Raw genomic sequence first — 13,117 nt, 5'->3', positions numbered from 1 at the left:
AAGTTTCAAAGCAAATATGAATTTATTAAGTTTGCAGATAAAAATATAGGAGCGTTTACTCTGTCACTCGATAATATCCGATGTCTAATAACGTGAAATTAAAAAAAGGGTTTGATATCAAACTAGTAGGTAATGCTGTTGAAAGCATTGCTAAGAACATTGATACTCCCACAACATTTGCCATTAAACCAGAGGACTTCCCTGGGATGATTCGTCCTAAGGCTGTGGTTAAAGTAGGCGAGAAAGTAAAGGCAGGTGACCCAATCTTAATTGATGGGAAATTAGAAGAAGTAAAATATACATCACCTGTAAGCGGCGAAATCGTTGAAGTTCTACGTGGAGAACGCCGTAAATTACTTGCCGTTGTAGTGAAAGCTGACGCGCAAGTTGAGTACAAAGAATTCCCGGTTAAACCTATCGATCAGGTTAGCAAAGAGGAAGCACAGGCAACTTTATTAGAAAGTGGTGTTTGGCCACAGCTAGTACGTCGTCCTTATGCTATCGTAGCTAACCCTACAGATACACCGAGAGCAATATTTGTATCTACATTTGATAGCCATCCATTGGCACCAAACTATGAGTTTACTTTGAAAGGTCAGGAAAGCTTCATCCAAGCTGGTATTGACGTATTGAAAAAGTTTGCTCCAAAGGTGTACCTTGGTTTAGATGGTTCAAAATCTTCAGCATTATTTGATGGTCTTGCAGGCGTTGAGAAAAATAAATTCTCAGGTCCTCACCCAGCGGGTAACGTTGGTGTTCAGATTCATCATACTGCACCAATCACAAGCGCTAATGATGTAGTTTGGACTATTACTCCTGAAGGATTAGCTCAGATTGGTAAGCTTTTCAAAGAAGGAAAGTATGATGCAAAAAGAATTATTGCTGTTGCTGGTCCAAAAGTAGATTCGCCTGAGTATGTTGAAACATATGCTGGTGCTTGTTTGGATACAATTGTAGCTGCAAAAATCAAAGGTGATAATGTTCGTGTAGTTTCAGGAAACGTTTTAACAGGATATTCTGTAACAAAAGACGGTTTTCTAGGTTATTATTCTAACATGGTTACTGCCCTTGAAGAAGGTAACAAGGCTCGTTTCTTCTTATCAGATGGGTGGTTAGCACCAATTACTAATCGTTTGAGTTTCCATAACGCATTCGGTTTATTCGGTAGTGCTTCAAAAACTTATGCTCTTGATACTAATATGAACGGTCAAGATAGACCATTCGCAGTAACAGGTAGCTTTGAAAAAGTAGTACCTATGGATATTTATCCAATGTATTTGTTGAAAGCAATCTTAGCTTACGATTATGAGAATATGGAAGCTTTAGGAATTTATGAAATCGCGGAAGAGGATTTTGCTCTTTGTGAATTCATTGATGTTTCTAAACATGATATTCAAAAAATTGTTCGTCAAGGTTTAGATACAATGCGTTTGGACTAATTGGTGTCTTAATTAAATAAGTATAATATCTTATAGAAATGAAATTCATTCACGATCTAATAGAAAAACAAAAGCCTATGTTCGAAAAAGGTGGTAAGCTAGAAAAGCTTTACTATGTTTTCGAAGCAGGTGAAACGTTTATGTTCACTCCTCCGGATGTGACAAAATCTAAAGGGGTACAAGTTCGTGACGCTGTAGACTTAAAGCGTGTTATGTTTACAGTAGTTATCGCTTTGTTACCTGCAATTATTTTTGGTATTTGGAATGTTGGTTACCAACACTCTTTAGCTACTAATGACCCTGAGACAGCATCTTTTGTTGCTCAATTTATCTTTGGTTTAAAGTTAGCTTTACCATTAATTATTGTTTCTTATGCAGCAGGTGGTACAGTTGAGGCCGCTTTTGCAGTATTTAGAAATCACCCACTTACTGAGGGTTTCCTTGTTACGGGTATTTTAATTCCACTAGTAGTTCCAGCCTCTTTACCTTTATGGCAAATTGGTTTAGCATCAGCTTTTGCTGTTTTAGTTGCTAAGGAAGTATTTGGTGGTGTTGGTATGAACATCTTGAACGTAGCTTTAACTGCTCGTGCATTCTTATACTTTGCTTATCCAGCGGCCATTTCAGGTGATAAAGTTTGGATTGAATTAGGTGAAGGATTACAAACAGTTGATGGTTATACTGGTGCAACTTTCTTAGGTATGGCTGTTGAAGCTCAAAACCAAGGAGCTGAAGTTGCAAAATATGTTGCAGAGCATGCACATTGGGTTACATCTCCTGCTGATTTAGCAATGACATCTTTCATTGGTTTAATCCCAGGTTCAATTGGTGAAACATCTGCTTTAATGTGTTTGATTGGTGCTTTAATTTTAATCTGGACGAAAGTTGCTGATTTCAGAATCATTATTTCTGGAATCGTTGGTGCTTTAGCAATGGGATTATTATTAAATGTTCTTGCTCCTGAGGGTGCTACTTATCTAGCTATGCCAGCTTGGTACCACTTAATTATTGGTGGTTTCGCTTTCGGTATCGTATTTATGGCTACTGACCCAGTGTCAGCATCTCAAACAAATACAGGTAAGTGGATTTACGGTGCGTTAATTGGTATAATGACGGTAATTATCCGTGTATTAAACCCTGCGTATCCTGAAGGTATCATGTTAGCTATTCTTCTTATGAATGTTTTAGCTCCATTGATCGACCATTATGTAGTTAATGCAAACAAAAAACGAAGATTAAAACGTGCAACAGTCTAACGGTTATGTCATCGGTTTTGCGGTAGCAATGACAATTATCCTTGGTGGTATCTTGTCTTTTACTGCAGTTTCTCTTAGTGAGAAGCAAAAAGAAGAGATCGCTTTAGATACTAAAAAGCAAATTATGCTTTCAGTGTTACCAGAAATGAGCGATTCTCCAAAGAAAGAAATTGCAAAAGTTTATGATCAACGAATTAAAGTAGTTGGTATTGATGGTAAAGCAATTGACGCAGCTGCTCTTCAGAAATTAAATATTTCAAAAGAGTGGAAAAAATTAAAGAAAGGAGAATCTGCAATTCTACCAGTTTATAAATTCATGAGTGAAGATGGTAGTAAAGTAGATAGTTATATTTTGCCAATGTACGGTTATGGACTTTGGAATGACATCTGGGGATACTTCGCATTACAGTCTGATTTAGAGACTGTGAAAGGTGTGGTTTTCTCTCATAAAGGTGAAACTCCAGGTTTAGGTGCTAGAATTAGTGATAAAGCTGTTCAAGATCGTTATATCGGTAAGAAGATCTTTAATGGAGGTAAGTTAACACCAATCGTTATGTTGAAAGGAGAAGGTAATACTAATATTACTGATTCTGAAGTAGACGGTATGTCAGGTGCAACACTTACTGCAAATGGTCTTAATGATATGGTTAAAATGTACTTAGAAGAGTATAAACCATTCTTAGAAAAAGGTGCTTCTGCGGTTTCAATGGCCCAGTAGATCGAAATTTGTTAATTTTAATTACAGCAAAAAACGAAAGAAATGAGCACAGAAACTGTAGCAGCAAAAAAATCAGAAGCATTATTCTCTAAAAGGAGAAAAGCTATTGTAACTGATCCTTTGGATGACGATAACCCAGTAACAGTTCAGGTATTGGGTATCTGTTCAGCATTAGCGGTAACTTCAAAGTTAGAACCTACACTAGTTATGTCAATCGCCGTAACATTTGTAGTTATCTTTTCTAACTTAATCGTATCGCTTTTACGTAATGCAATTCCTCAACGTATCCGTATCATCGTTCAGTTGGGTATTGTAGCATCATTAGTAATTATTGTAGACCAAGTATTAAAAGCTTATCTATACGATGTTTCTAAAGTGGTAGGTGTATACGTAGGTCTAATTATTACAAACTGTATTGTAATGGGACGTCTCGAAGCGTTTGCAATGGCTAACAAGCCATATGATTCAATTCTTGACGGTCTAGGTTCTTCATTTGGATATGCATGGGTAATCTTGGTTGTAGCTTTCTTCAGAGAGTTATTAGGATCAGGTACTTTATTCGATATTCGTGTTTTACCTGAAGCATATGTAAATAACGGTTTAATGACATCTCCAGTAGGTGCTTTCATTATCATCGGTATGATCATTTGGGTACAACGTTGGAGAAATGGTTACGTAGAAGAGGCTTAGAACATTCATCTTAAAACAAACGATCACAAAATGGATTTATTAAATCTTGCAATTAAGTCGATCTTTATCGACAACATGGTGTTCGCCTATTTCTTAGGAATGTGTTCTTATTTGGCCGTATCTAAGAAAGTGGACACAGCATTAGGTCTTGGTGCTGCGGTAACATTCGTATTAACGATTACTGTACCACTAAACTGGTTAGTTTATAACTATATTTTAAAAGAAGGAGCACTTACTTGGTTAGGTGAGCAATATGCGGGCGTAAGCTTAGACTTCTTAACATATATTCTTTTCATTGCTGTTGTAGCTTCTACAGTACAGTTAGTGGAAATGGTTATTGAGAAATTCTCACCATCGCTTTATGGTTCATTAGGTATTTTCCTTCCTTTGATCGCAGTAAACTGTTCGATCTTAGGTGCAGCATTCTTTATGGTGCCAAGAGATTATAATATCGTTGAAGCAGGTGTTTATGGTTTCTCATCAGGTTTAGGTTGGTTAATTGCGATTATCGCATTAGCAGCTATCCGTGAGAAAATGAAATATTCAAATGTTCCTGCTCCTTTAAAAGGTTTAGGTATCACTTTCATCATCACAGGTTTGATGGGCTTGGCATTCATGTCATTCATGGGTATTTCTCTATAATTTAGAGATAAGATCTTACTAAAGGCATATTCTTCGGAGTATGCCTTTTTTTATTTTTTTAATAATTATCCTATTTTGATTTATAGACAAATCTTTGCACTTTCGAGATATGAAAATACTATTATTCGGTATTACTAAAGATATAATAGGAAGTAATACATTAGATTATTCTTTGAAGGTTGATACAATGACTTCAGCTGAATTATTAGAACAGCTTAAAGAAGAATATGTGGAATTAAAAAAACTAAGATCAATAGCATTGGCAGTAAACGGTGAACATGCTCAAGGAGATGAAATTATTCATCAAAATGATGAGATAGCATTAATACCTCCTATGAGTGGTGGATGATTTTAAAAGTTCTTTATGATACTATTACAACAAACGAAAGAGATTGATACTTCAGAAATAATTGATAGTGTTAAATCAGAATATTGTGGAGCGATTGATGTTTTTATAGGCACAGTAAGGGATAATTTAGAAGGAAAAAAGGTTACTAAATTATTTTTTGAAGCTTATGATACAATGGCAATTTCAGAATTAAAAAAAATAGCTGAATCTGTAAAAGAAAAGTTCAATGCTGATAAAGTAAGTATTGTCCATGCTGTAGGAGATTGTATAGTTGGAGAGATTGCCGTAGTAATTGCTGTTTCTACTCCACATCGAAAAGCAAGTTTTGAAGCTTGTGAGTACGCTATAAATACATTAAAAGAAACTGTTCCGATATGGAAGAGAGAGTATTTCGAAGATGGTTCCCATTGGGTATTTTCACATCCATAAAAAAAACCTTATCTACATAAAAAATAGATAAGGTTTTTTCTTATAAGAAAGCGTATCGTTCTACGTCATCTTTTGTTATTTCATTTGGACTCATAATGGTCAATCTTTCAACAACATTACGAAGTTCTCTGATATTACCTGTCCACTCAGGTTCTTTCATTTTCTCAAGTGCTTCATCGGTAATCTTAGTTTCCGATTTTCCATATTCTCCAGCAATATCTTTTAAGAATTTTTTTACAAGTAATGGAATATCTTCTTTTCTTTCAGCAAGAGAAGGAACTTTGATGACAATTACACTTAAACGGTGGTATAAATCTTCTCTGAATTCACCATTTTTGATCATAGCTTTTAAGTCCTTATTTGTTGCAGCTACAACTCGGACATTTACTTTGATCTCTTTATCTCCACCAACTCTTGTGATTCTATTTTCTTGTAATGCTCGAAGTACTTTCGCTTGTGCAGACAAACTCATATCACCAATTTCATCAAGGAATAATGTTCCTTCGTTGGCTTGCTCGAATTTACCGATACGTTGTTTATGTGCCGAAGTAAAAGATCCTTTTTCATGTCCAAATAATTCACTTTCTATTAATTCAGAAGGAATTGCAGCACAGTTTACTTCTACTAATTGCTGCTTAGATCTTGGACTTTTGCCATGAATCCATCTAGCAACTAATTCTTTACCAGCACCATTTGGTCCAGTAACTAGAACTCTAGCTTCTGTTGGAGCCACCTTTTCTATGGTGTCTTTCATCAGTTTCACAGGTTCTGTTTCTCCGATGATGTCGTATTTTTTAGCAACTTGTTTCTTTAAAACTTTCGTTTCTTGTACTAAAGATGATTTGTCTAAAGCGTTACGAATTGCTAAGAGTAATCTATTTAAGTCTGGCGGTTTTGAAATGAAGTCAAAGGCACCCTTTTTAGTTGCATCTACTGCAATATCAATATTGGCATGTGCCGATATCATAATAAATTGGGGGGCTTTTCCCATTTCCATTGCTTTTGTTAGTACTTCAATACCATCTTTCTTTGGCATCTTTACATCACATAGAGCAACGTCATAGTTATTGACAACTAATTTTTCTAAAGCTTCCTCGCCATCTTTTGCTTCATCAATTTCATAGTTTTCAAACTCTAAGATTTCTCTTAGTGTGTAACGAATACTTTGTTCGTCATCTATGATTAGAATTTTTTTAGCCATGCTAGTTTGTTGATAATTTTATAAATAGACGATTTACCAGTTTACTTCAACACAATAATCATTACCTTGACAAGTACCAAACTCAAAATCCATTTCAGATTCTTCGAAATGTTGAGCAAGTACTTCCATTAACTTTGTAGATTCCATGAGTTGAAGTTCATTTTTACCTGTTGGGGATAAAATCGCTACTTCAAGACTTTGAGAAGAAATATGTTTTTTAGCGTGTAAACACTGTCTTTCTAAATCTTTAATTAAGGAGGGTAAATCGACTCCTAAAGCAGTAAAATTTCTTCTCATTGTAGGATATAATTATTGATAAATAATTTCAAATTATTTTTACTCTTCAAATATACAGTATAAAGAGAAAGGACTTGTTTAAATTTTCTAAAAAAAAGATTTTGTTACAAATATTTATTAGCTTAGAGAATAATATTTTTGAAATGAATTATATCTATCCTTCTTAAAATGAATGATATAGATCTATAAACTACTTATTTTACTAACATATGAATAAATCGTATAAAAAACTCTTACACTTATACTCTAGAGCAGGCTTTGGTTTAAATAGAAAACAAGCAGATAATCTTTTGAAATCAAAAGATATAATTACACCACTATTACCAACTACTGAGGTTGAAATGTTTTCTATTGAAATTCCTTCATTAGAAGAAATGAGGTTGGATTACAGTATGAATTCGATGCAAACTGATGAAAAAAGAAGGGAAAGAAAGAAGCTTCAAAATGAGTATAACCGAAAGGTTGTAATTGGATGGATTGATCAAATGTCTTATGGAAAAGATGATTTAGCTGAAAAAATGGCTCTTTTCTGGCATGGTCACTTTGCTTGTAGAATCACTAATCCATATATTTCTATTGATTATATTAACATTTTAAGGAAAAACGGCTTAGGAGATTTTAAAACTTTATTAAAAGCAGTCTCAGAATCTAGTGCGATGGTGAATTATCTTCACTTAAAACAAAATAAAAAGAAGAAACCTAATGAAGATTTCGCTAGAGAACTTTGTGAATTATTTACCCTAGGAAGAGATATTGGTTATACTGAAAAGGATGTAAAAGAAATAGCAAGAGCTTTTACGGGATGGGGTACCAATAAAAACTTTGAATTTGTCTTCAGAAAAAGGATTCATGATTACGGTGAAAAAACAATATTTGGACAAACAGGGGATTTTGATGGAAATGATGTTTTTGATATGATTCTAGCCAAAAAAGAATGTGCTCAATTCATCTCATTGAAGATCTATAAATACTTTGTAAATCCAGTACCTAATAATGATCATATCCAAAAAATAGCAAATAAATTATACGATAGTAATTATAATATAGCAGAGACGATGGCTTTTATTTTTTCATCTAAATGGTTTTATGCTGATGAAAATATAGGTGTTAAAATTAAGTCTCCAATCGAATTAATTGTTACGCTGAAAAAGCAATTTGATTTAAATCCTAAAAAAGGAAATACATGGATTCTAATCCAAAGAAACTTGGATCAGTTATTACTAAATCCGCCTAATGTAGCAGGTTGGCCTGGTGATAAAAATTGGATCGATGCTTCACGTTTAGCACAACGATTACGCTTACCATCGATTTTATTGAATAATGGAACTGTTCCTATAGCTTATAAAGAAGATTATGATAGCGATCCTATGGAGGACCGTAGAAACGCTAAAAAGTATAAAAGATTCTATTGTGAAATCAATTGGAGCCAAATTGAGGAATCACATCAATCAGACAAGAAATGTTCTCTAAGCGATCTCTTAATTAGAGGAGATTTGTCAGATGACGCTAAAAATTATTTAGCCTCTAATAAGATAGATGATTTTAAAGAGAATTTAATCCAAATTTTATCATTACCTGAATACCAACTTTGTTAATTTTTTGTGACTATGAAAAGAAGATCTTTTTTAAAAAACGCATCCTTACTTACAGCAGGAACATTGTTTACGCCAATGTTCTTACAGCAATCATTAGGCGAGAATATTGAAGCTTTTAAAGGGAAAAGAATTGTTGTTGTTCAATTTTCAGGTGGAAATGATGGTTTGAATATGGTAGTACCTTATTTGGATGATTTATACCATAAAGCGAGACCAACTTTAAGTTTGAAGGAGAAAGATATCATTAAACTTGGTAATGAATTAGGTATTAATGGTGAAATGAAAGGTATCGCTAATCTTTATAATAAAGGATATTTATCAGTGATCAATAATGTAGGTTATCCAAACCCAAATCGATCACACTTTAGAAGTATGGATATATGGCATACTGCATCAGACAGTGATCAGTACTTACAATCAGGTTGGATTGGAAGATATTTGGATTCTTTCTGTCAAGGTGCTGATGAAGCGATTGAATTTGATAATACACTTTCTTTAGCAATGAAGGGTGAAGAGAAAAAAGGTATTGCTGTGGAAGATCCTCGTTTATTCTATGGAAGTTTGAAGGTGGATCAATTTGATCAATTAGCTAAGAAAGCACAACAAGAAGATTTAGATGAAGATAATCAAGGCTATCTTTATAAAACACTTGCTGAAGCAAATCAATCTGCTGAATATATCTACGATAAAAGTAAAATTTATAAGAGTAAAAAGGAATTTCCTAATACACAATTAGGTAAGAGTCTTAAGAATATTTCAGAACTTATAAATTCAGGAATTCATACGAAGGTGTTTTATGCAAACCTCGGTGGTTTTGACACGCATGTTAATCAAAAAGGAACACAAAGCCGTTTGTTAAAAGATTATTCGAACAGTATGGAAGCTTTTGTTTCTGAATTAGAAAAGGAAAATACATTTGATGATACTATCATTTTGACATTCTCTGAGTTTGGACGAAGAGTTGCTCAAAATGCTTCTCAAGGTACTGATCATGGAGCTGCCAATAATGTATTTTTGATTGGTAAAAATTTAAGAAACCCTGGATTTGTCAATGAATCACCTGATTTATCTACTTTAAATAGAGGAGATTTAATCTACAGTGTGGATTTTAGAAGTATCTATGCTGACCTCTTAGATAATTGGTTAGAGGTTTCTAGTTCTGAAATTTTGTCAAAAAAGATTAAGTCTATGCCTCTTGTTTAAGCTTTTGTTGGTGTTTCATTAAATAATCATTTACTTAGTGAATATTTACTAACAGTTCAGTTTAAATCTCTATATTCATGTATAAACCTTTTGTAAAAATAATTACTTTATGTAGCTCGTTATTCCTTTTTAGTTGCGGAGAAAGTTCCGTGAAAATTAATATAGAGGAAGATCTATCTACTGCAATTGAACATTCTGAACTTTCATTTTTTCCTAATGTAAAAGAACGATTTGGTAAAGATGTATCAGGAGTAAATGATATTAAAATTAATAGTAATGACGAAGGAATTACATTAATGGCTGAAGTATCACTTGAAAATGGTAAAAAGGAGGAAAGAACAGTATTAATTTCTAATGAAGAATTAGAAGGTATTGTTAAGAAAGTTTCTAACGGTACAAATGTGGATCTCAATTGGACTACAGATGATAATTTAGATATTGACATAGATGTTTTTGAAAGTGATTCATCAAGAAAGAAAATTGTAAAAATTAAAAAGACTGGGCAATCTGGATCAGTTGAAGATAAAGACCAACTTTTTGTTGAAGAAATAGAAAATGCGGTTTTCTTAGAACATCAAGAAAAAGTAAAATCGATCAATACAATGAATGTTTCAATTGAAAATGGAATTACAGTGATCGAGGCTGATGTTATATTAGAAAATGGAAAACAAGTCAAACAGGTTATTGAAAGAAATTCTGATGATGAACTCTCTGAAGAGAATAAAGTAATTAAAGTGAAAATGATAGAGATCGAGAAAAAATAGATCTTGTTATTTTCTTAACATACAAAGAAGAAGTAATCTTAATGATAAGGTTGCTTCTTTTTTTATTAAAAAAAGAATCGAATTATACATAAATATTGAAATAAAGTTTCTGTGGATTGATTTTGGTATTATATTAATATAATAATGAGGCTAATCCCTTATTTTGACTTAAGAACAACGATTTAATAGTAATATTTATATGTTTAGAAAGATACAATCAAGTATATTTTCTTATTTTTTTACAATAGTAATACTCGCCTTATTCGTCCTTGTAGTTGTCGTTAACTCTGTTTTAACTCGGTTTGAAACGAAAGCGGTAGAAGAAAGGTTGGAAGATGTAACACTTGCAATTTCAGATTACTTAAAAAAGACTATTGAAAGTGAAGAAAAAACTACTGCTTTATTAGCAAAGACATTAGTTAGTGAAAACATTGAGAATGTTGAGCAATTATATGCTGACTTTTTGACGTCAAATCTTAAAAAAATAAACCAACATTCTGGAAGAGTAGCTCTTGAAGCAGATACCGTTCATTACATCATAAATAATAGTATACCTGAAGTAGCCAAAAAGAAAAAAGAAGATTTTCTAAAGATTCAACGTCAATTAACACAGTTTCAAAAAATCACCAATGTTGAAGATGTGCTATTAATTGATGATCAAAAAGTACTGGCTTCTGCGAATTCTGAAAAACTTATTGGAGCATCTATCGACGGTAAATTTTTTCAATCTCTTCAATTAAAGGATAAAATGGAAAAGGTTGAAGATGATCTTTTTTCGTGGATGGATTTAACTCCATATTATTATGAAGGAGATCAAAAACGCGTTTTTTTACTTGTAAAAGTACCTCATATTCGTAATCGAAAAGTTTATTTATTATATGTCTACAATCCTAACAAATGGCAAATGAATAGAAATTTTGCCAATGTTGACGATGCGGAGACTGCTGATATCTATTTGATTGGAAAAGATGGAAAACTAAGGTCTAATACTAGACAGTTTAGAGATAATCCAAGTGCTGTATTATTGATGTTATCACAACAAGGAGTTTCTGAAAAAGAGTTAGCACAAGCAAAGAAAGATAAATCGATTATTGGTTTATTAAAAGTAGCTCCTGCTGTTGTTGAAAATAGTAAAAAGAACGTATTAGTCATGACAGAAGATGTTTCTGTAAATGGGATTAATGCACTTTTCATGACACATTGGGTAAGAACAGGTGGACTAAATTGGTATTTAGTTATAGAATGGGGAAAAGAAGAAGCTTTTGCTGAATGGTATAAAGTAAGATTTTATCTTAATGCTCTTTTGTTTATAATCGGTGTATTTTTCTTGATGGGTGTAGTATATGGTGGAAGAAAATTGGCAAGACCTGTATATGCTTTAAAAACTTCCTTAGATGATTTAGTTGATTCTCCTTTGACTTTTGATCTTAAAAAGTACGAAGAAATGGGAATTTCTACTGATATGCTTCAAAAAATGGATGTTATCAGTAGAGAAATAAAGAAACTTCATGAAGATAAAAGAGCCGTTGATATTGACCTCCAAGAAGTAAAAGGTAAATTGACGGAAGTAGACGTCGAATTAGAAAATTCTATTGCTGTTTCTAAGGAAGTAAACACTGAAAGATCACAATTGGAAAATGCTTTATTGTCAGCTGATAAAACAATACATGAACATTTGAAATCTGTGAAAAGGGTACTCAAACTACAGATGTATAACAGTAGTTTATATCAACTTTCTTTAGAAAATTTCTTCCATATGCATAGTACAAAAGGTGAGATTTCGGGTGATTTTATTTGTACTTATGAAAGAGATAGTCGAGTATTCTTTTTTCTTGGAGACACTGGAAAAAATGATTTGAAAGCTGCTTTGGCTAGAATGGTAATCACTTCAATTATTAATGAAGTTGTCAATGTAAAAAGATTAGCGACATCAAGTAGAATTCTTGAAGCCATTAATAAATCATTTACTGACTTAAAAAAGAAAGATGAATTTATTTTTGATGTAGGCTTAAAATTATCAGTCTGTGTATGGGATAGGCAAAAGCAAATGCTGGAGTTCGCAGGAGCTGGGCAGTCCGTATTTGTTTTGAGAGATGAAAGTTTTGAGGAATTATCAGGTGATGATGTTGCACTAGGGCAAAATGAAGATCCATCACAGTATATTGCTAATACGCAGTATATTCCTTTGAATAGAGTCAAAAACCTTCAACTTTATCTATTTACAGATGGGCTTATTTTGCAAGAAAACAAAGAAGGGCAACCTTTTACCAATGAAAGATTAAAAGAATTATTGATTGATCTTCATGTAGAAGAACTCACAGCTCAAAAAGAATATATTGAGAAAACATATATAGAATGGAAAAGTGATAATATTCAAACAGATGATGCATCAATTTTAGGAATTAAACTTATTTAATTTCTTTCCAAACTACCTTACTCTTGCTTACTTTCTACAACTTTTACTCAACATAAATGAGGCGTTATTGTGAATACTAATATTATTATTTATCTTGATGTAATAAACTAACTTGCGA

General features: G+C 32.9%; 13 protein-coding genes. 11 read left to right on the top strand and 2 right to left on the bottom strand.

Translation table 11 applies throughout. The features are described from left to right. Positions 1–92: 92 nt before the first annotated feature. The 7 genes from ACXAHM_RS03815 (at position 93) to ACXAHM_RS03785 (ending at position 5,523) form a co-directional block, all read left to right on the top strand. Positions 93–1,439 carry a Na(+)-translocating NADH-quinone reductase subunit A gene (locus tag ACXAHM_RS03815; protein WP_474959078.1) on the top strand — a complete coding sequence of 449 codons (1,347 nt, stop codon included), beginning with the start codon at positions 93–95 and terminating at the stop codon, positions 1,437–1,439. Positions 1,440–1,477: 38 nt separating this feature from the next. After that, entirely contained in the window at positions 1,478–2,695 is a 1,218-nt protein-coding gene (locus ACXAHM_RS03810; RefSeq protein ID WP_474959077.1) for an NADH:ubiquinone reductase (Na(+)-transporting) subunit B, read from the top strand. Beyond that, complete coding sequence (gene nqrC, locus ACXAHM_RS03805) at positions 2,682–3,413, top strand: NADH:ubiquinone reductase (Na(+)-transporting) subunit C (protein ID WP_474959076.1); 732 nt, start codon at positions 2,682–2,684, stop codon at positions 3,411–3,413. The genes ACXAHM_RS03810 and nqrC overlap by 14 nt, the downstream gene beginning before the upstream one ends. A gap of 42 nt (positions 3,414–3,455) precedes the next feature. Further along, positions 3,456–4,103 (top strand): NADH:ubiquinone reductase (Na(+)-transporting) subunit D, encoded by a 648-nt coding sequence (locus ACXAHM_RS03800; RefSeq protein ID WP_474959075.1) that lies wholly within the window; start codon positions 3,456–3,458, stop codon positions 4,101–4,103. Positions 4,104–4,133: 30 nt separating this feature from the next. Further along, entirely contained in the window at positions 4,134–4,745 is a 612-nt protein-coding gene (gene nqrE, locus ACXAHM_RS03795; RefSeq protein WP_474959074.1) for an NADH:ubiquinone reductase (Na(+)-transporting) subunit E, read from the top strand. Between the two features lie 109 nt (positions 4,746–4,854). Continuing rightward, on the top strand, positions 4,855–5,094 hold the full coding sequence (locus ACXAHM_RS03790) for a MoaD/ThiS family protein (RefSeq protein ID WP_474959073.1): 240 nt from the start codon (positions 4,855–4,857) through the stop codon (positions 5,092–5,094). Positions 5,095–5,109: 15 nt separating this feature from the next. Next, positions 5,110–5,523, top strand: coding sequence for a molybdenum cofactor biosynthesis protein MoaE (locus ACXAHM_RS03785; protein ID WP_474959072.1), 414 nt, complete (start codon positions 5,110–5,112; stop codon positions 5,521–5,523). A gap of 40 nt (positions 5,524–5,563) precedes the next feature. Here ACXAHM_RS03785 and ACXAHM_RS03780 read toward each other — a convergent pair whose 3' ends face one another. Together ACXAHM_RS03780 and ACXAHM_RS03775 are read right to left on the bottom strand one after the other, a co-directional pair. Further along, positions 5,564–6,724 (bottom strand): sigma-54-dependent transcriptional regulator, encoded by a 1,161-nt coding sequence (locus tag ACXAHM_RS03780; protein WP_474959071.1) that lies wholly within the window; start codon positions 6,722–6,724, stop codon positions 5,564–5,566. Positions 6,725–6,757: 33 nt separating this feature from the next. After that, on the bottom strand, positions 6,758–7,021 hold the full coding sequence (locus tag ACXAHM_RS03775; protein WP_474959070.1) for a hypothetical protein: 264 nt from the start codon (positions 7,019–7,021) through the stop codon (positions 6,758–6,760). 209 nt (positions 7,022–7,230) lie between these two features. Between ACXAHM_RS03775 and ACXAHM_RS03770 the strand changes: the two genes are divergently transcribed. The 4 genes from ACXAHM_RS03770 (at position 7,231) to ACXAHM_RS03755 (ending at position 12,999) form a co-directional block, all read left to right on the top strand. Further along, positions 7,231–8,616, top strand: coding sequence for a DUF1800 domain-containing protein (locus ACXAHM_RS03770; protein WP_474959069.1), 1,386 nt, complete (start codon positions 7,231–7,233; stop codon positions 8,614–8,616). Positions 8,617–8,628: 12 nt separating this feature from the next. Beyond that, positions 8,629–9,819, top strand: coding sequence for a DUF1501 domain-containing protein (locus ACXAHM_RS03765; RefSeq protein WP_474959068.1), 1,191 nt, complete (start codon positions 8,629–8,631; stop codon positions 9,817–9,819). Between the two features lie 149 nt (positions 9,820–9,968). After that, a complete protein-coding gene (locus tag ACXAHM_RS03760) occupies positions 9,969–10,583 on the top strand; it encodes a hypothetical protein (protein WP_474959067.1) in 615 nt (204 codons plus the stop codon). Between the two features lie 199 nt (positions 10,584–10,782). Continuing rightward, positions 10,783–12,999 carry a PP2C family protein-serine/threonine phosphatase gene (locus tag ACXAHM_RS03755; protein WP_474959066.1) on the top strand — a complete coding sequence of 739 codons (2,217 nt, stop codon included), beginning with the start codon at positions 10,783–10,785 and terminating at the stop codon, positions 12,997–12,999. Positions 13,000–13,117 lie beyond the last annotated feature (118 nt).

This window comes from Flammeovirga sp. AWQ4_249, assembly GCF_056161045.1.
Note: the sequence above shows the minus strand (reverse complement) of the source record. Positions and strands in the feature narration are given on the sequence as shown.

Coding starts and splice junctions, on each gene's coding strand:
- ACXAHM_RS03800 (WP_474959075.1), top strand. CDS start 3,456: ATGAGCACAGAAACTGTAGCAGCAAAAAAATCAGAAGCATTATTCTCT.
- ACXAHM_RS03755 (WP_474959066.1), top strand. CDS start 10,783: ATGTTTAGAAAGATACAATCAAGTATATTTTCTTATTTTTTTACAATA.
- ACXAHM_RS03780 (WP_474959071.1), bottom strand. CDS start 6,724: ATGGCTAAAAAAATTCTAATCATAGATGACGAACAAAGTATTCGTTAC.
- ACXAHM_RS03770 (WP_474959069.1), top strand. CDS start 7,231: ATGAATAAATCGTATAAAAAACTCTTACACTTATACTCTAGAGCAGGC.
- ACXAHM_RS03810 (WP_474959077.1), top strand. CDS start 1,478: ATGAAATTCATTCACGATCTAATAGAAAAACAAAAGCCTATGTTCGAA.
- ACXAHM_RS03765 (WP_474959068.1), top strand. CDS start 8,629: ATGAAAAGAAGATCTTTTTTAAAAAACGCATCCTTACTTACAGCAGGA.
- nqrE (WP_474959074.1), top strand. CDS start 4,134: ATGGATTTATTAAATCTTGCAATTAAGTCGATCTTTATCGACAACATG.
- ACXAHM_RS03775 (WP_474959070.1), bottom strand. CDS start 7,021: ATGAGAAGAAATTTTACTGCTTTAGGAGTCGATTTACCCTCCTTAATT.
- ACXAHM_RS03790 (WP_474959073.1), top strand. CDS start 4,855: ATGAAAATACTATTATTCGGTATTACTAAAGATATAATAGGAAGTAAT.
- ACXAHM_RS03785 (WP_474959072.1), top strand. CDS start 5,110: ATGATACTATTACAACAAACGAAAGAGATTGATACTTCAGAAATAATT.